This is a genomic window from Alloalcanivorax dieselolei B5 (genome assembly GCF_000300005.1).
Lineage (GTDB): Bacteria > Pseudomonadota > Gammaproteobacteria > Pseudomonadales > Alcanivoracaceae > Alloalcanivorax > Alloalcanivorax dieselolei.
In genome coordinates this window covers 4,043,144-4,062,630 of record NC_018691.1, presented here as the reverse complement: position 1 = coordinate 4,062,630, position 19,487 = coordinate 4,043,144, and the positions used below count along the sequence as shown (strand labels likewise).

Below are 19,487 nucleotides of genomic sequence, written 5' to 3'. Positions count from 1 at the left end.
CATTAACAATCTTTAATTTGCTCTCAACCTGTCAGTTAGACGCGATCATCTAAGCTGTAATTGTTCAATCGCCCTTTCAAGTATTTTTGGCGGGTGGAAGGCCAACTAAACAATGAAAGGAGGTGCTATGAAAAAGCTTATAGTAGCTTCGCTTTCGGATTGTACGATGTTTGGAAGTACCGCAGCATATGCCGAGGAAATCGGCTGGAGAAATTCCTCATACGAACACGGTGAGGAAGAAATGGGAACACGCAATTGGAAAGATTGGGATGTGACAATCGGAATCGGCGGTGAGTATGGCCCTGTTTCTCCAGGTGTTGATAAAACAGAGCTTGATGCTTTGCCTTATGTCGATATTGAATACAAAGATCGTTACTTTCTGAATTTTGAAAGAGGTTTGGGCGCGTACCCTAAATCTGCTCCTCTTCAGCCTGCGGTCGCATTCCTGCGGTCTCAATACTGTCATGAAGTACATAAACAATGTCTGATCAGCGATAGCTTCTCAGGATTGTGTTCATGAGCTCATCCTCCATAAAGGCGAACGCCAGCAAGGTGGGTGCGTTGGGTGGGGATCCGCACTGGCCGGGGCGGGCGTTTTTCGATATCGGGGCGCCTCCGCCCGAGCCGCTGCTGGCGAGTATGGATCCGTTATGGCTGGCGCGGCCGCTGGTCCGGCCGGTGGTGTGGTTGCTCAATGACGGCAAGGCGGGTCACGTGAACCAACTGCGTGGCCTGGGCGAGCGGCTGGAAACCCTGTGCGGAGCGCAACTGATCTGGCTGTCCTGCCGTGAATACCGGGTGTCGCCGTGGCGGGCGGTGATGGGCCGGGCTCCGGCCATTGATGCGCCGGCACCGACCATTATCATTGCCGCCGGTTCTGGCACCCATACCCTGCTGATGGCCTGCCGCCGCCAATACGACGCCATGACGGTAGTGTTGATGCGGCCGAGCTTTCCCGGGCGCTGGGCGGATCTGAAGGTGATTCCCGAGCACGATAACCCGCCGGCCCGTGGCGATATTCTTACCACCCAGGGTGCGATCACGGCGGTGCATCCCAACCCGGCACTGATCGGTGAATCCCGAGGGCTGATTCTGGTCGGTGGCGAGTCGCCCCATTTTCAGTGGGACAGCGAGGCGATCTACCAGCAGCTGCAGACACTGTCGCGGGATTATCCGCACTGGCAGTGGGCGGTGACCAGTTCCCGCCGCACGCCGCCGGCATTGGTGGCGAGGCTGCAGCAACTGACGCAGCCCAATGTGCGCTTTTTTCATCACGAACAGACCCCGGTCGACTGGTTACCTCAGCAATTACGGCAGTCGCGGGTCGCCTGGGTCTCCCCCGATAGCGTGTCCATGCTGTATGAATCTCTCACCGCGGGCGTGCTCACCGGGATGCTGGAATTGCACCCCGGTGGCAAGAAACGGGTGGTGGACGGTGTCAGAAAGTTGCAACAGCGGGGCCTGGTGGCCGCCTGGCAGCAGCGCCACACTCTGATGGAGGCCAAAACCGTCAGGGCGGCCCATCTGTGGGAAGCCAACCGGGTTGCCCACTGGCTGATCGAACGTTACCGGGATGCCGACTTTTGAAGGTCTTGCAGGTATTGCCGGCGCTCAACAGTGGTGGCGTGGAACGAGGCACCGTTGAATTTGCCCGGGAGCTGGTTCGGCAAGGCCATGAATCCTGGGTGCTGTCCAATGGTGGCGCCATGGTGGCGCAGCTGGAAGAACAGGGCAGCCGGCATGCGACCCTGCCCGTGCACCGCAAATCTCTGTGGTCCCTTTTGCAAATAAGGCCGGTTCGACAGTTGCTTCGGGAGCTGGCGCCGGATGTGGTGCATGTGCGCTCCCGTCTGCCGGCCTGGCTGGTGTGGCTGGCCTGGCGCAAGTTGCCGCCGGCGCGGCGTCCGGCACTGGTCAGTACCTTTCATGGCCTCTATTCGGTCAACCGCTACAGCGCCATCATGGCCAGGCCACCCCATGTGATCGCGATTTCCGAAGGGGTCAATCAGTACATTCGCGAGCATTACCGGGTGGACCCCGCGCGGATTACCGTGATCCCGCGGGGCGTGGATGTCGAGCGGTTTTCGCCGGCGGAACCGGACCGTCGCTGGTTGCGACAGCTTTACGCCAGCTATCCCCATTTTCAGGGCAAACGCCTGATTCTGATGCCGGGCCGTCTGAGTCGCTGGAAAGGGCAGGAAACCTTTCTGGAGGTGATGCGGCAACTGGTGCAACAGGTGCCGGACGTGCACGGCGTGATTGTCGGCGGAGCCGAGCCTGATAAGCAGCATTACCGTACGGAGCTGGAAAACAAGGCGCTGAGCATGGGGCTCGCGCCCCACGTGACCCTGGTCGGGCGGCGGGCGGACATGGTGCAGTTTTACCGGCTGGCGGAGATGGTCTGCCATCTCTCCAGCAAGCCGGAGCCCTTTGGCCGGGTGATAACGGAAGCCCTGTCGACCGGTTGCAAGGTGGTGGGGTTCGAGCGGGGCGGTGCCGCGGAGATTCTCTCCGCCTGTTTCCCCGACGGGCTGGTTACGGAGGATGACGTGCCGGCCGTGGTGGCGCGGATCGTGCAGCTGCTGAAGGTGCCGGCGGTGGTCCAATTGCCTCCGCAATTCCACCTGCGGCAGCAGGTCGACGCCACTTTGAAGGTCTATCGTCAGGCGCTGGCTGGGCAGGCCTGTCAGCTGGTAACCGGCGTGCGGGAGCCGCAAAAATGAGAGTGCTGCATGTGGCCTACCAGCAGTTGCGGCGGTACGGTAAAACGCGGGTAAGCTGGGCGCACAAGCTCACCCTTGGTCTGATCCGCAATGATCATGACGTGCGGGTATTCAGTGATCGGGATGTGGCGGCCTTTGAGGCGCCTTTGGGCATCCGTGACCTGGGCAAGCGGCAGGCGAACCGGCGGCTGCTGGAAACCGCGGAAGCGGTGCAGCCGGATCTGGTGATCTGTGGGCATTGTGACCTGATTAGCAACGATACCCTGGTCAGCCTGCGCAAGGCATGCCCCGGGACGGTGCTGATTCATTGCAATAACGACCCTCTTTTCGTACCGGACAACGAGGCCCGGATCGGTCATCGTGCCGAAGTGGTGGATGCGGTGTTCGTCTCTACAGGGCTACCGGAGTTGCGGCGCTTCCGGGGCAGCAAGGCGCGTTTCTATCACATGCCCAACCCGGTGGACGCCTCCATTGAAACCCTGGACAACAGCCAGCGCACCAATTTGCCGGTGGATTTGTTGTTCTGCAGCAACAGCAATGATTTCACGCACCGCCAGGAAACCGTCCGGCAACTCAAGGACGCTCTGGATGGAACCTTGTGCTTCCGGACGCCGGGCAGCTTTGGCATGCCGCCGGTATGGGGGCGTGATTACGAACGTGCCCTGGCCGAGACGCGCATGGGGCTGAACCTGAACCGGCAGGAAGGACATTATTGGTATTCGTCGGCGCGGATGGCGCAGCTGGCGGGCAATGGCATCCTGCAGTTCTGCCACAGTGCGCCGCGCTTTGATGAGTTGCTGCCGCCGGAAACCCTGGTCTATTTCGATGACGACGATGCCCTGCGTGAGCAGGTTCTGGCCTTCCACCACGACGATGCCCGTCGCCAACACTGGGCCGCCCGCGCCCGGGCCTTCTTTCACGAGCGGATGAATTCACGACTGTATGCCCGGTACATTGTTGAAGCGTCACTGCAGTTGCCGTTCTCTTATGATTATGTGTGGGCCCGGCGGGAGCGGGAGGCTTTCTGATGGCAGTGACGCTTTCCTCGCAGGCGCCGTTTGCGCGTGGCGGCAACCGCTTGTGTTTTGTCGACCCGACGGATTCGGGCCGCTGCATCAAGGTTCGTCGTCCCGACTTCACTGTGGCGGATCGGCGGCGCAAGAAGGGGTTCCCGAAAACACTGTTGCCCCTTTCTCGTTTTGATGACAACCGTGAAGAGCGGCAGGTAATGGTGGCGTTGCAGCGCCGCTATGGCGAGCCGTTGTATCGGCATGTCAGCCGCTGTTTCGGTTTCGTGCGGACCGATATGGGGCCGGGGCTGGTGTCCGAACTAATCCGCGATGACGATGGCGGCGTCGCCCAGACGCTGAAGAAAACCCTCTGGGATGAGGGCATGACCGAGGCCTGTCGTCAGGCGGTGGAAGCGCTGGCCGGCTTCTGGCTGGCGATGCGCATGCCGTCGCGGGATCTGCTGCTGCACAACATCGTGGTACAGCGGGCCGGCGACGGCGGTATTCGCCGTCTGGTGGTGATTGACGGGCTGGGCAGCACCGGGCTGATCCCGATGTTGCTGTTGCCGGTCGCTTTGCAGCGCGGAAAAACACAAAGGAAAGTCGCCAATCTGCATCAGAGAATACAGGCATTGCTGGCCCAGCGCGGCCAGCCGGACTTCCCCGGTTACCACGGCCTGCTGTTGCACGATGGCCGGGCCGAGGCGTTGGGGAGAAACCAATGAAACGGCTGGCCCAGGTACTGGCGGGGGCGGAACAAGGCGGTGCGGAGAGCTTCTTCGTGCGGCTGGTGAGCGCCCTGCAAGGGCAACCAGGGCTTGAACAACAGGCGTTCCTGCGTCCCTATGAACAGCGCGTCCGCGCACTCAGGAGTGCCGGTGTGGCCAGTTGTGGATTTCGTTTCCCCGGCCCGTTGCGGCCCTGGGAACGGGTCCGTTATCGGCAGGCTTTGCGCCGCTATCGGCCGGATATTGTGCTGACCTGGATGAACCGGGCCAGTGCGCTGACGCCCCCCGGGGATTACACCCTGGTCAGCCGGTTGGGGCACTACTACAACCTGAAATACTACCGCCACGCGGACTACTGGATAGGCATCACCAAAGGGATCTGTGATCACCTGGTGCGTGGCGGCATGCCGGTCGGACGGGTGGTGCAGATCCCGAACTTTGCCGATGAACACCCGGTCGAGCCGGTGACTCGGGCGGATTTCGCCACGCCGCCGGATTGTCCGCTGCTGCTTGCGGCGGGGCGGTTGCACGTGAACAAGGGATTCGATGTGTTGCTGACGGCCTTGCAGCAGGTCCCCGAGGCCATGCTGTGGCTGGCCGGCAGTGGTCCGGAAGAAGCGGCGCTGAAGACGCTCTGTCGGGAACTGGGGCTGGAGGAACGGGTCCGTTTCCTCGGCTGGCGCGATGATGTCACCGCGCTGATGCGCAGCGCCGATCTGTTTGTCTGTCCTTCCCGACATGAGGGGCTCGGTTCCATCGTGCTGGAGGCCTGGGCGCATCACTGTCCCATCATCGCCACCGCTTCCCAGGGGCCGGCGGAGTTGATCGAGCATGGCGAAACCGGGCTGGTGACACCGGTGGACGAAACGGTTGCCCTGGCCGGGGCCATCGCCTCCCTGCTTCGGCAACCGGCGATGCGGGCGCGGCTGGCCGATAACGGCTGGCGGCACTATCAGCAGCGGTTCAGCCGTGCGGTGGTGGTGCGCCAGTATCAGGACTTCTTCGCCAGCCTGCCCGGGCTGCGGCCTCACGCATAGCCGACCGGAGACGAGCGCATGTGGAAAGCAAGACGCAGAGAAAAACGGCTCCGGGCGAAACGTGATGCCATCGCTTTGCAGAAGAGCGTTTTTTTGTCCGGCCAGTTCCAGTGGAGTGCGATCAACAGCACCATCCCTGGAGTGGGCAACGCACTGGAGGAGGAGATCATCGTTTCGCTGACCACCTTCGACAAGCGTATCGATAACGTTTATCTAACCATTGAGAGTCTGTTGCAGCAGTCCCTGAAACCGGATCGCATCATTCTCTGGTTATCGGAACCGGAATTCCGCCGGGCCGATGTCCCTCATATTCTGACCCTGCAACAACAGCGTGGGCTGGAAGTCGCCTTCTGCCCAGAAGACCTGGGGCCTTACAAGAAATTCTATTACACCCTGATGCGCTATCCGCACAGCCTGGTGATCACCGTGGACGACGATATGCTCTATCCCCATGACCTGGTGGACAGGTTGTATCGAAGTTATCGGGCCATGCCGGGTGTGATTCCCTGCTTGCGGGCTCACGGCATGCGGTTTGATTCGCGGGGAGAGGTGCTGCCCTACAAACAATGGGAGAAACCGACCTCCGATAGCGCACCTTCCTTACTGACGTTTCCGACCGGTGTCGGCGGTGTGCTGTATTTCCCCGGCTGTCTCGACGAGCAGGTGCTCGATGCCACCCTGTTCCGGTCGCTCTGTCCCAACGCGGACGACGTCTGGCTCAAGGCCATGAGCCTGAAGCGGGGAACGGCCTGCCGCCGTGTCCCCGATTACGGTGACTTCAAAACCGGTTTTCCGGTGGTGGAAGGCAGCCAGCTGCATTCGCTAAAGCGGGCCAACAAATCCGCCGTGGGAGGCAATGACAGCAGTATCCGCGCAGTATTCGATCACTTTGATCTGTGGGGTCTGTTCAAGAACCCGGAACCGCCCGCTGTGAATCAGACCGCACTCCGGGGCAAAGTCAGATAGACGCCGGCCAACATCAGCGGCGCGCCGAGCAGGTGATGTAGTCCCAGTGTTTGTTCCAGGATCAGCCAGGCAAAGAAGGCGGTGAAGAACGGTGTGCTGAGGCGGATCACGGTGGCCGCCGTGGGGGTGATGCGCTGGCAGGCCAGCGGGTAGAGATAGCCGGGGGCGAGGGTGGAGAACAGCGCCAGGCCCGCGAATAATCCCCATTGCGGCCAATCGGGCAACGTCAGTGTCGGCACGGAGAACGGCAGGCTGATCAGGGCGCCCAGCAGGCAACTGATCAATACCACGGTCCAGCCCTGTCCCTGCAGACGCGGTCCGATCAGTGAATACAGCGCCATGGTCAGCGCGGCGCCCAGGCCACAGACATTACCGAGAGCGGGAAGGCGGCCGGCGGTTGCGGCTGCGCCGCCGGCAATCAGCACCAACACGCCGGTAAAAGCCAGAATTCCGCCCACCATCTCCTGGCCGCGTAATGCCTCCCGCCGGCAAACACGAATCAACATGACGAAGAACGGTGAGGTGGACACCAGCAGCGAGACACTGACCACGTTGCTGAAATAAAAACCGATGGTGGCGAACAGATAATAGGCGACCAGCAGGGCGCCCGCGCCATAGCCATCGCGAGTGGGTTTGCGGATACCGCCGGAGAGCAGTAATGCCGGTACCAGTAGCACGGTGGCGGTAACGAAACGGAACAACAGTGTGGAAGACACCGGCAGAACCGTCAGGAGGGCTACCCAGATACCGGTGGCGCCCCATAAGGCGCTGGTGGCGAAGGCGTAACCGGTACCTTTTATTTGCGGCCGATCCATCAGGTTTCCGTATCCATTGGGGGTGCGAGAAAGAGACAGCGTATCCCCTGGAACGAAACTCCACCAGACTGTCCGCCCGTATAACGTGCCGGCTCAGAGCTCTGGAATCAGATGAGTGATTTCCACCCGCTGGTCGACCTTGTCCTCGCTCCACCGCTGCAGGTCCAATAGCCATAACCGGGTGAGCTTGAGCTCATAGAAACGTCTGCCACCGCCGCTCAGAAACTGCTCCACAGGCAACTGCCATTGGCGGCGCACCCCGGGATCGGGAAAATTTTCCCTATAGTAATCGCGATGAGCGTCAGGCGTTTTCTGGTCGGATAAAGGGTGGCAACTTCCCTGCAATTGCAATCCGTCCAATCCGACTGGGGGAGCGGCTTCTCCCAGGTCGGTGCGAAACAGCGAGGCGGCCACATCGTGGCTACCGTGAATGTTGCTGGAATGCCGTGCACTGGTCATGGAATACCAGAGCAGGCGCAGCGGCGTGCGAAACACCACGTAGTTCACGGTTGACGCCCAGGCGATACCTTCGGGTGACACGGTGGCCAGGGTAACAAAGCGGGTGCTGTTCAGCAGCCGTGTGGCTCGGGCGGCGAGTTCCTGTTGCGCGGGCATTACGAGTGCTCCATTTTGACCTCGTTCATCAAGCGGGCATCAATGATGTCCCACCACTTATCCTGTTCCACCCGGCGCTCTTCCCAGGCCGGTTCCTTGGCGCGCTGATGTACTTCCGCACGGTACGTACCCCAGGCGGCTTCGTCGAGGAAGGCCACGGAATGCTCGATGCAGTGCACGTGCTGTCCAATAGTGTGAACGTACCAGCGCGGGTTCTGGGCCATATCCAACCCGTCATAGAACCATTGTTCGCGGGCGCGTACCCACTCCCAGAATTCCTTTTGATGGGTTCGAGCGTGGACGGTGGGGCGCATGATGTAGACCAGATGTAACATGATTCCTCCTTGGTTACGGGGTATTCACCAATTTCCAGTCGGTGCTTGTGTAGTGTTGATAGCGGCTCTGATAAAAGTGTTGTATCGCCAGGTTGTGCTCGGCGACGAGGCGAGGATCAAGGGGGCCATCACGGAGCATCACCACGGCGGCCAGTGGGGTGACGATGCCACCTCGTTTGGCTTTGGCATCCAGGGCGGAAATCGACAGGTGGGACACCGAAAAACCCTGACGGGCGGCGAAGTCGAGGGGAGCGTAATAGCCCAGAATGAAGTAACGGAAATCATTGTCACGATGCTGATAATCCGAGCCGAAATAACGGAGATGCAGTGCTTTCCCAAAGCGATAGAACACGCATACGGCCGTGACTCGATCGCCATGCCTGGCGGTGGCGAGAATAATGTTCTGATGCAGGCCGGCCTGTTTCTGGCCGGAAAGAATTCGCGACATCCAGGCTTCACCGGCCTGTGAGCCGTACTTGTGCCGATTGCTTGTCACCAGCCTTGCCACCACGGGTTCCAGTTCCGGTGTCAGAGAGGACCACTCGATGGCGTTGCCATGATTCCGAAAGGCGGAAATTTCCGACCAGGTGCGTGAGCGGTAGCGCTTTCTCCACGCGGAGACGGTGGCCTGTAAGCCGCCTGAAGAAATGGGCTGAAATGCCTCGGCGGTATGGAGAATAATCTGTGTTTCCGGATGCGAGCGGCGCAGAGTCAGGGCATGGTGCAAGGGTATGTACGGTAGAATCACGCCGGCTTGATCCCGTTGCGTGGCAAGCTGTTTTAGAGCGCTGAGCAGCAGTCGTTGCGCGGAGCGCCGGCGGCTGCCGACGGTGACCACTGGCTCGTTGTGAGTGGCACGGTAAGCCCCTCCCCAAAGGAAGTGTTCTTCCCACGGACCAGCGAGGCCTCCGAACAGCGTGGATGGATTGAACAGGGCGTCATCGGGCTGTCCTTTCCAAACCGGACAGCCGGCCATCAGCCCTCCGGCCCCGAATACCGCCAACGTTTCCTGTGGTCCAAAGGCATACTCCAGAGAGGCCAGCCAGCGATGGCTGTTGAAAAAGTTGCTATCGCTGACCAAGGCGTCCCAGGCATGGCGATCAAGGGTGCGCACGGAGGGGCAGAGACGGACGGATGTCTCTCCATACCGGGGTAGCAAGGGCTCCGGTATCGGCACGGCGAGCATGGTTATCTCTCCTTGCGTCCCTCGAGGATCGCCGCGTGGGGACGGCTCTGATAGGCTTCCCAAAAGGGGGCGCCGAGCAAGTTGAGCCCTTCTTCGGTGGCCCGGGGCTGGTGCCATTGCAGAGCCTCGAGACCCTGTTTTGTCATTGCTTCATGCAGGGCCTGCGCGGACCAGTAATAAGCGGTCACATACTCATCATAAGGGGGATGACACAAATGCAGGGTGATGGCCGAGCCGTCGTCATAAGCCGTCTGTTCATCGCTGCTGAGCTGGAAGCCGTAATGGCGATAGTAGGAGGGAGGCAGGGCATATTCCGGGTGGATCGGCAGGGCCACCAGGCGCCCGCCGGGCTTGAGCCGGGATACCATGGCCCCGCACATGTCGAGCAGAGCCGGAAAGTCGGACGCGTAGGGGAGGACATAGACGGACAATAACAGATCGAAGTGTTGCTCCGTGGTTTCGTCGAGAGTGTCGATGAAGGAGACCCCTATCTGTTCCTTTTCTTCGCGGCGCCGGGCATAGGCGATCATGCCTTCGGATTCGTCATAGCCGGTCACCGATGCCGCGCCCCGTTGGCGCAAGGCGCGGCTGTAGAAGCCGCTACCACAACCGAAATCGAACACATCCAGGCCGGAAAGGTCGCCAAGCACACTGAAAACCGAAGGGATTTCGCAGTGTTTTCGGAAGGGCCATTCCGCCATTTCCTCGTAAAGCGCGGCAAGCTCATCAAATTGACTGTCCATGTGATTGTCCCTCATCTTCTCTCGTCCTGATTTAATGGAGTCTTTTTCTTAATCAAATTCAACACATAAAAAAATGAGTTACTACTAATAGTTTTATATAAAAAAATGGCATTTTATGACACTAAAAAATGGTGCAGAAGTGGAGGGGTGGTATCGGTATTTTTGGGGATTTTGCGGCGATGGAGGCTGTTAATGATTAAACGATTTGCGAAAATGAAAAAAAGAGGCGTGTTGTCTGAAAAATCAGCCCCGCTGAAACAGACAGGTTGAAGAGACTATCCCCACCAGCGCTCGCTCCAGTGGTACAGCCCGAGAAGTTGCTCTCCAAGTTCTCTCCCGGCTTTCGTGAGACGGTAGCCGGCTCCTTCCTGGTGTTCCACGATGTCCCGTTCCCGGAGCTTTTTTATGCGCTCATTCAGCACTGTTGGTGAAAGTTGACCGCAGCGCGCCTGCAGTTCCCGGAATGACAAAGGCTCACCTCGCAGCTCCCAGAGGATGCGGAGCACCCAGCGCTGCCCGAGAAGATCCAGCAATACCATGATCGGGCGGCCGGTGGTTGATCCCCGGACCGGTTGGCTGACGGTTTTCCTGGCCATGACGATTCCTTTTTGAATGGCTTGACTGCTACATAAAAAGTAGCGGAGACTGAATGCGTGCTACACATATTGTAGCGATCGGGAGACGACAATGACACACGATTTGAGGCCCCTTTCGGGGCCGCCATTTGACAGAGAGACTCAGGCCATACTGGACAAGTACTACCCGCAGCGGGATGGCGAGGTGTTGAGCCTGTTCCGGGTTTTCGCCCGCAATCCCCGTCTGTTACGCAAACTCGGCGCGGCGGGATTGCTGGATGACGCCAGCCCGTTACCTTTGCGTCAGCGGGAAATAGTGATCTTGCGCACCACCGCGCACCATAGGTGTGAATACGAGTGGGGCGTGCACGCCAGGGTGTTCGCCAAGGCGGCGGGGCTGGATGAAGCGCAGTTGGTTGCCACTCGGCACGGGACCGCGGAAGCGCCATGCTGGACCGAACAGGAACAAGCCCTGATCCGGGTGGTTGATGAACTGCATGACGAAGGCAAGCTGAGTGAGGAGGCGCACTCGTTGTTCGTCCGGCATTGGGAAACCGAGCAGCAGCTGGAAGTTCTTGCTTTGTGCGGGTTCTATTCGACGGTCAGTTTTATCGCCAATACCGCACGGCTGGCGCCGGAGCCTTGGGCGCGGTGTTTTCCCGACGCCGGAGAAGCCCCGTCGGCTTGTCCATGTGGGTGACGGATCCGACCGGTGGCCGGCGCAATCAGGAGAAGTCAGGAGAGTGCCGTGGCGGCGAATCGCTCCCGCAGCCATTTGGCCGCTGGCCCGCAGGGGCGTTGTTTGTGCCAGACCATCTCCACCGCCACCGGCAGATCAAAGTCGTCGAACTGCAGTTCCGGAACCACCAGATCCGCGGCCACCGGCGACGCCTCGATCACGTGACTGGAGACGAAGGCCCAGCCGATTCCCTGGCGCACCAGCTGCAGGATCACCCAGTGGCTTTCCACCCACCACACTTCCGGTGCCACTCGTAACCGCTGTTTCTCGGGGCCGTCGCTGTGCGCCGCCACCAGAATCTGACGGTGGCGTTTCAGGTCTTCCCAGTCCACCCGTACCTTGGCCAGAGGGTGGTGTTTACCACAGACCATTTTGATCGGCACCCAGCCGAGGGTCTGAAATCCCAGCTCGGTGGGTAGAATTTCCTGCCGCCACATGACACCGAGGTCGGCCTTGCCGGTCAATACCAGGCGGCTGACGTCCTCCATCATGGGAAACAGCAACTCCAACTCCACGTGGGGGAATTGTTCGGCGAATTCGGCGAACACCTCGGCCATGACCCGTTCCGGATAAATCTCGTCGACGGCCACCACCAGCCGCTGCTCTACATGGGCTTCGAAACTGCGTGCCACGCCGATCAGGTGTTCACGCCGGTCGAGGATTACCCGGGCTTCCAGCAGCAGTCGTTCCCCCGCCGGGGTCAGGGTAGGGCTGCGCCCGGCGCGGCTGAACAGCGCCAGCCCCAGATCCTCCTCCAGATTGGAGATCTGGGTGCTGACGGCGGATTGGGCCTTGTGCAAACGCCGGGCGGCGGCGGAGAACGAACCCGTCTCGGCGGCGATGACGAAGGCCTGCAATTGGTCCAGGGAAACGGTCATCTATCTGATTTTAAGATGGTATCTAACTTTATTTCTGCGATATTGAAGATAGATTGGGCGCCAGTCAAATCATTGAGGAGTGTTTCATCATGGCATTGCGTACGACTCAGGACCGGGTCCGTCACGCGGTACTGTTCGAGCTGATCGGCCTGGCGATCATGATCCCGGTGGGCGCTTACCTGTTTCAGTTGCCGGTCGGTCACATGGGCGTGCTGGGGGTGGTGGGCGCCACCATCGCCACGGCCTGGAACTTTGTATTCAACCTGGGGTTCGACCACGCCATGTTGCGTTGGCTGGGCCATACCAGGAAGACTCTGCGTATGCGGGTAGGGCATGCGTTGCTGTTCGAAGGTGGCTTGCTGGTAATGCTGCTGCCGATAGTAGCCTGGTATCTGGGAATCGGTTTGATGCAGGCCCTGCTGATGGACCTCGCCATGGTGTTGTTCTATCTGTTCTATGCCTTCAGCTTCAACTGGGCCTATGACCGGGTGTTCCCGGTGCCGCCGATGGCGAAACCGGCGGTTTGAAGGCTGCTGATGTGTCATGGCTACGAAAGACGGCCGTGCATCATACTGGTGCGCGGCCTGTTCACGTATTACCATGAGCAACGTCAAATCGTTATGAACGGATTCCCTCTCATGAATGTTGTCGCACGCATCGTTGCTGTAGCTGTCCGGTCTTCCGGCGACCGCGTGCGGGATCATGGCATGTCTCCTCCGCTTGCTTCCGTCGTTGTCGCCGCGGTCCGGACGTCAGTCGCCGTAGCGCGGCAAATCGTTCGCGGCTAATACCGCTGATTGACCTCCCCGATCTGTTTTAACGGCTTCGCCGCCCGGTTTCCGCGGCGTCAGGTCGGGGCCGTTCGTATTCGATGGATGAGCTTTCATGAAAACGGAAAATACCTTCTGGGCGGCCCAGGGCGCCATGGCCACGTTCGTGTTGCTGTGGGGCAGTGCCGCCATCGTCACTCGTTGGGGGTTGGACCACGGCTCGGTTCTTGCCCTGTTGATTCTGCGTTTCGCTCTCGCGCTTGGCGCCTTGCTGTTGATCCGTGGCGGTCGTTTGCTGCCTCCGCGAGGGCAACGTTTGCCGGTGGCTGGCGTCGGCTTGTTGCTGATCGGTTTTTACACCCTGTGTTACTTCCTGGCTTTGGAGCATGAGGTCACGCCGGGACTCCTGGCCACGGTGCTGGGGGCACAACCAATCCTCACCCTGGTACTCACCGAGAGGCGTTTTGCGCCGTGGCGGCTGGCGGGATTGCTGCTGGCTTTGCTGGGGCTGACGCTGGTGGTCTACCAGAGTCTGGTCCTGGCCAGGTTGTCCTGGACCGGCATGGCGTTTGCTCTGGGCGCTTTGCTCTGTGTCACCGTCGGCGCGTTGTGGCAGAAGCGTATCGCGTTGCCGCCGAGCGAGGTGCTGCCGTTGCAATACGCGGTGACGCTGCTGTTGTGCGCTTTGCTGATCCCGTTCCAGCCTTTTCATTGGCAATGGAGTGTGGGGTTCCTGGTGCCGGTGGTATGGATGGGGCTGGGAGTGTCGGTGGCGGCGCAGCTGCTGCTTTATCGGATGATCCGCTCCGGTAATTTGGTCAATGTGACCAGCCTGTTCTATCTGGTTCCGGTGGTAACGGTGTTACTGGATTACCTGGTATTCGGCAATGCACTGTCGGTAATGTCGCTGGCCGGCATGATCGCGATCCTGGCCGGGTTGGCGGTGGTGCATGGCCGGCCGGAGCGGGTTCCCGCTGAGTAGGGGGACCTTCCGGGGTCTCCCGCTACGAAGTGATGCGCCCTGCGGAGGGGGATCCCGGGTCAAGCCTGGGCTGACGGTACGGGGCACGCCCAGGGTGACGGGTGTTTTTCAGGGGTTCCCTGTTTACGCTAGAGGTTCACATTTTTTTATGAGTAGCCTGTCATAATAAGAAAAAATATGCCCAATAAGATGGGGCTGTTCTCAAAGTGTTGTCCATTACGGATTGCAAGCGGGGGGGGGAAATTGACCATGCGCAGGTTGCTCATCCTATTGTTAGCATTGACGGCATCGGCCTGTGGTGGCGGAGGTGGCGGCAGCACACCACCCGCGTCCGCCCCCGATTCCCCGCCTGCCGGGGAACTGCCCGAACCGGATTTTGAGCCAGCGCCAGTCAGCGATATCAGTCCGCTGCCGTCCGCGGATGCGCCCGTACGACCCGCGCCACCGCCGGAACTGCGCTTGGCAACGGCAACTGACGATGGCGAATGTCAGCCAGCGCAACCCATCACTGGCATCACCGCGAGTTCGTCCGGCGACGAAAACGACAATAATACTGCCGGAAAAGCCGTTGATGGCGACCCGAGCAGCCGCTGGGAAAGTGCTTGGAGCGATATCGCCGACCCTGACGATGCTTGGTTACAGTTCGATTTTGGTGCCAAAACCGCCATCGGTTCCATGAAACTGTACTGGGAAAATGCGTACGCCGATGAATATGCCATCTATATTTCCGACGATGCGGAAGATTGGTATCAAGTGCGTTACATCACCGTCGGAAAGGGCAACACAGAGACCTTTTTCAATCTCAATATCAACGTTCGCTACGTGCGTTTGCAAGGCATTCGCCGCCATACCCATTATGGCTACTCGCTATTTGAAGCCGAGTTTCAAACGCCCGGTTGTGGTAACTCAATGCCAACACTGGATACATCTTATGTGCCTTATCCCGTAGACGGCAGAGACCGCCAGCCCCTGCCAGCGCCAGCGGAGCCCATTGAAAGTATCCGCTTTACCCTGGCCGATGGCACGCTGGTCACCCGTTTTGGCATGGTGGGCCGCTCACGTCACGCGCGTGAACGCGGCGAGGAGTGGAATGAATACGGTTTTGGCCGCAACGACACCGTTGATGGTCAAGGCAATCCGGTCGATAAGGGGCCTGGCGCACACTTAAACTTTGTCGCCAACTACTTCAAAAACCGCACCTGGGGCGTTGAATTTATCGACAACAGCAACGTCGCGGGCGTCACCGAGCCACGCATTATCGTTAACCAGTACTTTCAACAGGCGCAAAAAGGGGGGGGACATTCCTTTGTGCGCCGCTTCGATGACCCCAATGTCACCGGTTTTGGCTGGATGAGTCCGGGTGATCTGCTTGACGATTCAACCTACCTGAGCGACGGCGCGCCCTGTCCGGTAGTGCCCAAGCCCGCTAACAACGAGTTATTGAACCCCGATAGCGGTTTTCATGGGATTATCGGCGCCAACGATGGCTGTAGCGTGGTGTTCGACACCTATCCCGGTCACAGCGCCTTGGCTGAGAATGCCGACGGCGTGCTGGTACCCAACGGCGACAATGTGCCAGCACGGCCGTTGAAACAAGGCGATATCATTGAGTTCACCAGTTCGTTTTTCTCGACCCGCGAGGCCATGGATGCCATCGGCGATGACGGTGCTGTTCGTTACTATACCAACGAACTGACTTACGTAATGGGTGAAGGCTTACGTCCTTGGTACGGTCAAGAGCCACGCTTGATGAACGAACCCTTGCCCAGGCACGCCCTGCAAGGCGGGTTGGGTTCGGTATCATACGATTACGCCGACAATGCCAGCTTTATCTTTCAGCAGCCCCACAACAACGTTGGCATGCGGAATATTCAGCGTTTTATGGAGGGGCGACGCTGGTTACACACCAATCTGTGGAGCGGCGCGCATAATGAAGCCGGTAACGACCGTAATGACGCGGGCCGGGAGCTGCAAGGCCAACATTTTAACCAATCGACCTGTGTCAGTTGCCACATCAATAATGGCCGCAGCGTCGCGCCGGTGGTTGCCAATCAACGGTTAGACACCATGGTGGTGCGTGTGGGTGCGGAGAGTAACCCGGCCAACGGTCTATATTTACCGCACCCTGTCTATGGCCAAAGCCTGCAAATGAATGCGCGTTCAACCACCAGCGGCACTAGCGAAAACTGGGGTAACGCCGCTTATGTGGCTGGCTTCGACAGCCACGATGTAATCCTTGCCGATGGCACGGTGGTTACACTGCGCAAACCCACTATCGCCTTTGAAGGGCCGTCACCCGCCTCCTATTCGCTGCGCGCGGCGCAACCGTTGATTGGCATGGGGCTGTTGGAAGCCATTGCTGATGACACCATTCTGGCACGAGTTCGCGGCACGCCAGACGAGGATGGCGTACTCGGCACAGCCAACTACGCTTACGATCCCGAAAGCGGCGAGGTACGTTTAGGCCGCTATGGCTGGAAAGCAGGCAAGGTCAGCCTGCGCCATCAGGTAGCCAACGCCGCCTTGCTTGATATGTCGGTGACCTCATCGCTTTATCCAAACCGTGACTGTCTGGCCGGCCCGAAATACTGCGATCCCGCCAGCGGCACCGAAGCCGGTTTGCCCGACGACGCGCTGCAATTGATGACCGACTACTTGCAGTTGCTGGCGGTACCCGCGCAACGCAGCCAGGTAAGCGGTTTTCCTCAGGGCGTGTCGCCATTGCCCTATTTGGACGTCGATCCCAATAAAGTGGCACAAGGCGAGCAAGTGTTTAACGACATTCGCTGCAACGCTTGCCATGTTAGCGAAATACAAACCAGCGCCCGTTCGCGCTTCGCCGAAGTCCGCAACCAGACAATTCGCCCATACACCGACCTGCTGTTGCACGATATGGGCGAAGGCCTGGCCGATGACTTTGCCGAAGGTCTCGCCAGCGGCCGTATGTGGCGCACACCAGCGTTATGGGGCATTGGCTATACAAAATACGTGGCCGGCGACATACCCGTTGGCTATTTACACGACGGCCGCGCCCGCACACTCACCGAAGCCATCATTTGGCACGGTGGTGAAGCCGAGGTGATTAAAAACCGCTTTATCAACCTCAGTAGCGAACACCGTGAAGCATTGTTGGCGTTTTTAGGGTCGTTATAGGCGGCGTGACCCCCGATCCAGTGTGCGCAACAGTCCAGGCCAAGTGAGATGACCATCCTGTCGTCCCTTGGCCATTTTTCTGGACTGCTCTTGGATATTGTCGACGATACCCTCCAGCACTATCCCGGGCGGCGTACGGCTCTCAGCTTTCCGCTGCCACCGCCGCCACAGAAGAAACGGTCCCGGCCATCGGACTCGAGCCCTGACACACCCATTCCGGCCGGCATCTCGATTCGCTCCAGCAGTTCTCCGGTGGCGGAGTCGATACGTCGCAATTCGCTTTCGTCGTTTTCCCAGGTGCCGTGCCACAGCTCTCCTTCCAGCCAGGTGACGCCGGTGACGAAGCGGTTGGACTCAAGCGTGCGGAGAATCGCACCGGTTTCCGGGTCGACCTGATGGATCTTGCGGCTGCGATGCTGACCCACCCAGAGTACGCCTTCGCCCCAGGCGAGACCCGAGTTGCCGCCTTCGGGAGCGGGGAGGGTGGCGATGATCGCGCCGCTTCGCGGGTCGATCTTCTGGATCTGGTTTCCGCTGATCTGAAACAGATGCTGCCCATCGAAGGCGGTTCCCGCGTCCGCGGGGACGTTCAATGAGCGCACGGTTTGACCGCTGTCGGGGTCCAGGGCGGTCAGCGTTTCTCCGGTGGCAAGCCAGACGTGCTGGCCGTCGAAGGAAACCCCGTGCACGGCGTCGATAGCGGGGAAGGGGCCGTATTCACGGATCAGGTCGGCTGATGATGTGTTCATGCTGTTGTCCTCGTTGCTGCCTGTGTATGGGCCAGATCCTAGCTGCCCGGCAGCGGGGCCGGGAGTAACAAGGTTGTCGTGAATCCGGGAATGGGGGGAAGCAGCCAGCGGCGGGCGCGGCCCTGGCCGAAACGTTGCACTTTCTCCGCCTGTGCCAGCGACTCCAGTGCTCTCTGCACGGTACGCTGACTGGTGCCCAGTGCCAGGGCCAGAGCCGAACTGGACCAGGCCTGGCCGTCGGCAAGCAGGGCCAGAATGGCGGCGTGTTTTTCGTCCACAGGTGGGGCCAACACGGCCACGTCAGCGCCGGGCTCGGGGGCCAGGGTGAAGCCCCGGCGGGTTGCTTTTATTCCGACGTGGCCTCGCAGGCGCTGACGCAGACGCCCGATTTCCACCCGCAACCGGGCACGATGGGAATCGTCGGCAAAGCGGGTTCGGAATACCTTCTCAATAAGAACGTCTCTGGGCACGTCTTCCGGCCAGGCCTCGGCCAGCATGCGAGCGAGAGCGAGCAGTATCGGGCGTCCCACGAACGGGATCGAGGTACCGCCGCTACGGACCTGATGGCGGCATTCATCCACGATCAGCGTATTGGAAGCCAGCAGCGTTTCCACTTCCTCAAGAAGCAGAGTCCGTTGTCGGCCTTTATGAATCAGACGCGCCGCCGGAACCGTCAGAGTGAGTGCGGTCTGCTCCACCTCCGCGATCAAGGCCGGAATGCCGCTTTGGCGGGCGGCCGTGTCGGCGCGGGCAAAAGCGGACCGGGCCCGCCGCGTTTGTAGACGACGCAAGGCAATGCCGGCGATCACCAATTCATGGGCGGCTTGCAGCGGGGGAGGATAGGAAGAGGGGTCGATTCCGGCCAGTCCCCGCTCGGCTTCGTCAAGACGGCCAAGCAGGAGCTGGCGCCGGATTCGGATATGCCGGGCATGGGCGGCATTGATCCGCTCGCCATGCTTTTCCAGTGTCGATCTGGCCGCCTCGAGGGGCTGTTCGGACCAACCCAGGTCGCGCGATGCCAGTGCGATCTCGGCTTGGGCGACAACGCAGCGGGCCCGGGCCAAGGCTTCTTTCTTCCCGAAGGCCCGGGCCGCGGCTTTCAGCAAGGCTCCGGCACGGGGCAGGTCGCCGAGTTGCGCCAACGCGATGCCGCGCATGGCAAGCGCGGCGGCGTCATCACGCAGGGCGACCTGATTGAGCGCGGCCAGCGGATCGCCCGCCGTGAGAGCACGCGCCGCCGCCGTAATCAACGAATCCATCGCAGTCCCGCCATCTTTGTTACTCACGCTGCCGGCTGGCTAGCATAGCCCATGATCAGTCACATAATAGGCACCCACGAATTCAGAAGGTACAGGCGATTGGCGTGTTCGCGTGCCAGCGTGTTGCGTGTAAGCGTGCTGTCTCAAAACTGCGGGATAGTCGTGACATAAACAGGCAACGATGCGGTATTGACCTGGCATTGCTTTTTGTCGGATGTTGATAA

20 protein-coding genes are annotated in these 19,487 nt (G+C 59.9%); 11 read left to right on the top strand and 9 right to left on the bottom strand.

Features of this window, described 5'->3' with window-relative positions; all coding sequences use genetic code 11:
- The first annotated feature begins 127 nt into the window (after nt 1-127).
- The 7 genes from B5T_RS23295 to B5T_RS18055 are packed head-to-tail and all read left to right on the top strand — an operon-like array spanning nt 128 to nt 6,464.
- The gene (locus B5T_RS23295) at nt 128-520 is read left to right on the top strand and encodes a MipA/OmpV family protein (protein WP_148279299.1); all 393 of its coding nucleotides are present in this window, start codon (nt 128-130) and stop codon (nt 518-520) included.
- Entirely contained in the window at nt 517-1,587 is a 1,071-nt protein-coding gene (locus tag B5T_RS18080; RefSeq protein WP_081586919.1) for a mitochondrial fission ELM1 family protein, read from the top strand. Before B5T_RS23295 ends, B5T_RS18080 begins: the two co-directional genes overlap by 4 nt.
- Nucleotides 1,584-2,723, top strand: a complete 1,140-nt coding sequence (locus tag B5T_RS18075) for a glycosyltransferase (protein WP_014995983.1) — start codon at nt 1,584-1,586, stop codon at nt 2,721-2,723. The genes B5T_RS18080 and B5T_RS18075 overlap by 4 nt, the downstream gene beginning before the upstream one ends.
- On the top strand, nt 2,720-3,751 hold the full coding sequence (locus B5T_RS18070; protein WP_014995982.1) for a glycosyltransferase family protein: 1,032 nt from the start codon (nt 2,720-2,722) through the stop codon (nt 3,749-3,751). Before B5T_RS18075 ends, B5T_RS18070 begins: the two co-directional genes overlap by 4 nt.
- Nucleotides 3,751-4,458, top strand: a complete 708-nt coding sequence (locus B5T_RS18065) for a YrbL family protein (protein WP_014995981.1) — start codon at nt 3,751-3,753, stop codon at nt 4,456-4,458. The genes B5T_RS18070 and B5T_RS18065 overlap by 1 nt, the downstream gene beginning before the upstream one ends.
- The gene (locus B5T_RS18060) at nt 4,455-5,498 is read left to right on the top strand and encodes a glycosyltransferase (protein WP_014995980.1); all 1,044 of its coding nucleotides are present in this window, start codon (nt 4,455-4,457) and stop codon (nt 5,496-5,498) included. The genes B5T_RS18065 and B5T_RS18060 overlap by 4 nt, the downstream gene beginning before the upstream one ends.
- An 18-nt stretch (nt 5,499-5,516) precedes the next feature.
- Entirely contained in the window at nt 5,517-6,464 is a 948-nt protein-coding gene (locus B5T_RS18055; protein ID WP_014995979.1) for a hypothetical protein, read from the top strand.
- On the opposite strand, the gene B5T_RS18050 is transcribed toward B5T_RS18055, so the two are convergent.
- The 6 genes from B5T_RS18050 to B5T_RS18025 form a co-directional block, all read right to left on the bottom strand.
- Nucleotides 6,434-7,279 carry a DMT family transporter gene (locus B5T_RS18050; RefSeq protein ID WP_014995978.1) on the bottom strand — a complete coding sequence of 282 codons (846 nt, stop codon included), beginning with the start codon at nt 7,277-7,279 and terminating at the stop codon, nt 6,434-6,436. The two genes, B5T_RS18055 and B5T_RS18050, sit on opposite strands and share 31 nt — an antisense overlap.
- Before the next feature lie 93 nt (nt 7,280-7,372).
- Nucleotides 7,373-7,894, bottom strand: a complete 522-nt coding sequence (locus B5T_RS18045; RefSeq protein WP_014995977.1) for a pyridoxamine 5'-phosphate oxidase family protein — start codon at nt 7,892-7,894, stop codon at nt 7,373-7,375.
- Complete coding sequence (locus tag B5T_RS18040) at nt 7,894-8,229, bottom strand: hypothetical protein (RefSeq protein WP_014995976.1); 336 nt, start codon at nt 8,227-8,229, stop codon at nt 7,894-7,896. Before B5T_RS18040 ends, B5T_RS18045 begins: the two co-directional genes overlap by 1 nt.
- Nucleotides 8,230-8,242: 13 nt before the next feature.
- Nucleotides 8,243-9,415, bottom strand: coding sequence for a GNAT family N-acetyltransferase (locus tag B5T_RS18035; protein ID WP_014995975.1), 1,173 nt, complete (start codon nt 9,413-9,415; stop codon nt 8,243-8,245).
- A gap of 2 nt (nt 9,416-9,417) precedes the next feature.
- The gene (locus tag B5T_RS18030; RefSeq protein ID WP_051015539.1) at nt 9,418-10,158 is read right to left on the bottom strand and encodes a class I SAM-dependent methyltransferase; all 741 of its coding nucleotides are present in this window, start codon (nt 10,156-10,158) and stop codon (nt 9,418-9,420) included.
- Between the two features lie 275 nt (nt 10,159-10,433).
- Nucleotides 10,434-10,754, bottom strand: a complete 321-nt coding sequence (locus tag B5T_RS18025; RefSeq protein WP_014995973.1) for a winged helix-turn-helix transcriptional regulator — start codon at nt 10,752-10,754, stop codon at nt 10,434-10,436.
- A gap of 91 nt (nt 10,755-10,845) precedes the next feature.
- Here B5T_RS18025 and B5T_RS18020 point away from each other — a divergent pair, with 91 nt between their 5' ends.
- Nucleotides 10,846-11,433, top strand: coding sequence for a carboxymuconolactone decarboxylase family protein (locus B5T_RS18020; protein ID WP_051015537.1), 588 nt, complete (start codon nt 10,846-10,848; stop codon nt 11,431-11,433).
- A 35-nt stretch (nt 11,434-11,468) separates the two neighbouring features.
- Here B5T_RS18020 and B5T_RS18015 read toward each other — a convergent pair whose 3' ends face one another.
- Nucleotides 11,469-12,350, bottom strand: coding sequence for a LysR family transcriptional regulator (locus tag B5T_RS18015; protein WP_014995971.1), 882 nt, complete (start codon nt 12,348-12,350; stop codon nt 11,469-11,471).
- A gap of 89 nt (nt 12,351-12,439) precedes the next feature.
- On the opposite strand from B5T_RS18015, the gene B5T_RS18010 reads away from it, so the two are divergent.
- The 3 genes from B5T_RS18010 to B5T_RS18000 all read left to right on the top strand — a co-directional run bounded on the left by B5T_RS18010 (nt 12,440) and on the right by B5T_RS18000 (nt 17,255).
- Entirely contained in the window at nt 12,440-12,877 is a 438-nt protein-coding gene (locus B5T_RS18010; RefSeq protein ID WP_014995970.1) for a PACE efflux transporter, read from the top strand.
- Nucleotides 12,878-13,235: 358 nt separating this feature from the next.
- Nucleotides 13,236-14,102, top strand: a complete 867-nt coding sequence (locus B5T_RS18005; protein ID WP_014995969.1) for a DMT family transporter — start codon at nt 13,236-13,238, stop codon at nt 14,100-14,102.
- A gap of 249 nt (nt 14,103-14,351) precedes the next feature.
- Nucleotides 14,352-17,255, top strand: a complete 2,904-nt coding sequence (locus B5T_RS18000) for a di-heme oxidoredictase family protein (RefSeq protein WP_188832224.1) — start codon at nt 14,352-14,354, stop codon at nt 17,253-17,255.
- A gap of 119 nt (nt 17,256-17,374) precedes the next feature.
- Here the strand turns inward: B5T_RS18000 and B5T_RS17995 are convergent, their stop codons facing one another.
- Together B5T_RS17995 and B5T_RS17990 are read right to left on the bottom strand one after the other, a co-directional pair.
- Nucleotides 17,375-18,004, bottom strand: coding sequence for a Vgb family protein (locus B5T_RS17995; RefSeq protein ID WP_014995967.1), 630 nt, complete (start codon nt 18,002-18,004; stop codon nt 17,375-17,377).
- 38 nt (nt 18,005-18,042) lie between these two features.
- Nucleotides 18,043-19,263 (bottom strand): helix-turn-helix domain-containing protein, encoded by a 1,221-nt coding sequence (locus B5T_RS17990; RefSeq protein ID WP_014995966.1) that lies wholly within the window; start codon nt 19,261-19,263, stop codon nt 18,043-18,045.
- Nucleotides 19,264-19,487: the final 224 nt, after the last annotated feature.

Excerpts from the sequence above, each read along its gene's own strand:
- B5T_RS23295 (WP_148279299.1), top strand. The coding sequence starts at position 128 with ATGAAAAAGCTTATAGTAGCTTCGCTTTCGGATTGTACGATGTTTGGA.
- B5T_RS18080 (WP_081586919.1), top strand. The coding sequence starts at position 517 with ATGAGCTCATCCTCCATAAAGGCGAACGCCAGCAAGGTGGGTGCGTTG.
- B5T_RS18070 (WP_014995982.1), top strand. The coding sequence starts at position 2,720 with ATGAGAGTGCTGCATGTGGCCTACCAGCAGTTGCGGCGGTACGGTAAA.
- B5T_RS18065 (WP_014995981.1), top strand. The coding sequence starts at position 3,751 with ATGGCAGTGACGCTTTCCTCGCAGGCGCCGTTTGCGCGTGGCGGCAAC.
- B5T_RS18060 (WP_014995980.1), top strand. The coding sequence starts at position 4,455 with ATGAAACGGCTGGCCCAGGTACTGGCGGGGGCGGAACAAGGCGGTGCG.
- B5T_RS18055 (WP_014995979.1), top strand. The coding sequence starts at position 5,517 with ATGTGGAAAGCAAGACGCAGAGAAAAACGGCTCCGGGCGAAACGTGAT.
- B5T_RS18050 (WP_014995978.1), bottom strand. The coding sequence starts at position 7,279 with ATGGATCGGCCGCAAATAAAAGGTACCGGTTACGCCTTCGCCACCAGC.
- B5T_RS18045 (WP_014995977.1), bottom strand. The coding sequence starts at position 7,894 with ATGCCCGCGCAACAGGAACTCGCCGCCCGAGCCACACGGCTGCTGAAC.
- B5T_RS18040 (WP_014995976.1), bottom strand. The coding sequence starts at position 8,229 with ATGTTACATCTGGTCTACATCATGCGCCCCACCGTCCACGCTCGAACC.
- B5T_RS18035 (WP_014995975.1), bottom strand. The coding sequence starts at position 9,415 with ATGCTCGCCGTGCCGATACCGGAGCCCTTGCTACCCCGGTATGGAGAG.
- B5T_RS18030 (WP_051015539.1), bottom strand. The coding sequence starts at position 10,158 with ATGGACAGTCAATTTGATGAGCTTGCCGCGCTTTACGAGGAAATGGCG.
- B5T_RS18025 (WP_014995973.1), bottom strand. The coding sequence starts at position 10,754 with ATGGCCAGGAAAACCGTCAGCCAACCGGTCCGGGGATCAACCACCGGC.
- B5T_RS18020 (WP_051015537.1), top strand. The coding sequence starts at position 10,846 with ATGACACACGATTTGAGGCCCCTTTCGGGGCCGCCATTTGACAGAGAG.
- B5T_RS18015 (WP_014995971.1), bottom strand. The coding sequence starts at position 12,350 with ATGACCGTTTCCCTGGACCAATTGCAGGCCTTCGTCATCGCCGCCGAG.
- B5T_RS18010 (WP_014995970.1), top strand. The coding sequence starts at position 12,440 with ATGGCATTGCGTACGACTCAGGACCGGGTCCGTCACGCGGTACTGTTC.
- B5T_RS18005 (WP_014995969.1), top strand. The coding sequence starts at position 13,236 with ATGAAAACGGAAAATACCTTCTGGGCGGCCCAGGGCGCCATGGCCACG.
- B5T_RS18000 (WP_188832224.1), top strand. The coding sequence starts at position 14,352 with ATGCGCAGGTTGCTCATCCTATTGTTAGCATTGACGGCATCGGCCTGT.
- B5T_RS17995 (WP_014995967.1), bottom strand. The coding sequence starts at position 18,004 with ATGAACACATCATCAGCCGACCTGATCCGTGAATACGGCCCCTTCCCC.
- B5T_RS17990 (WP_014995966.1), bottom strand. The coding sequence starts at position 19,263 with ATGGATTCGTTGATTACGGCGGCGGCGCGTGCTCTCACGGCGGGCGAT.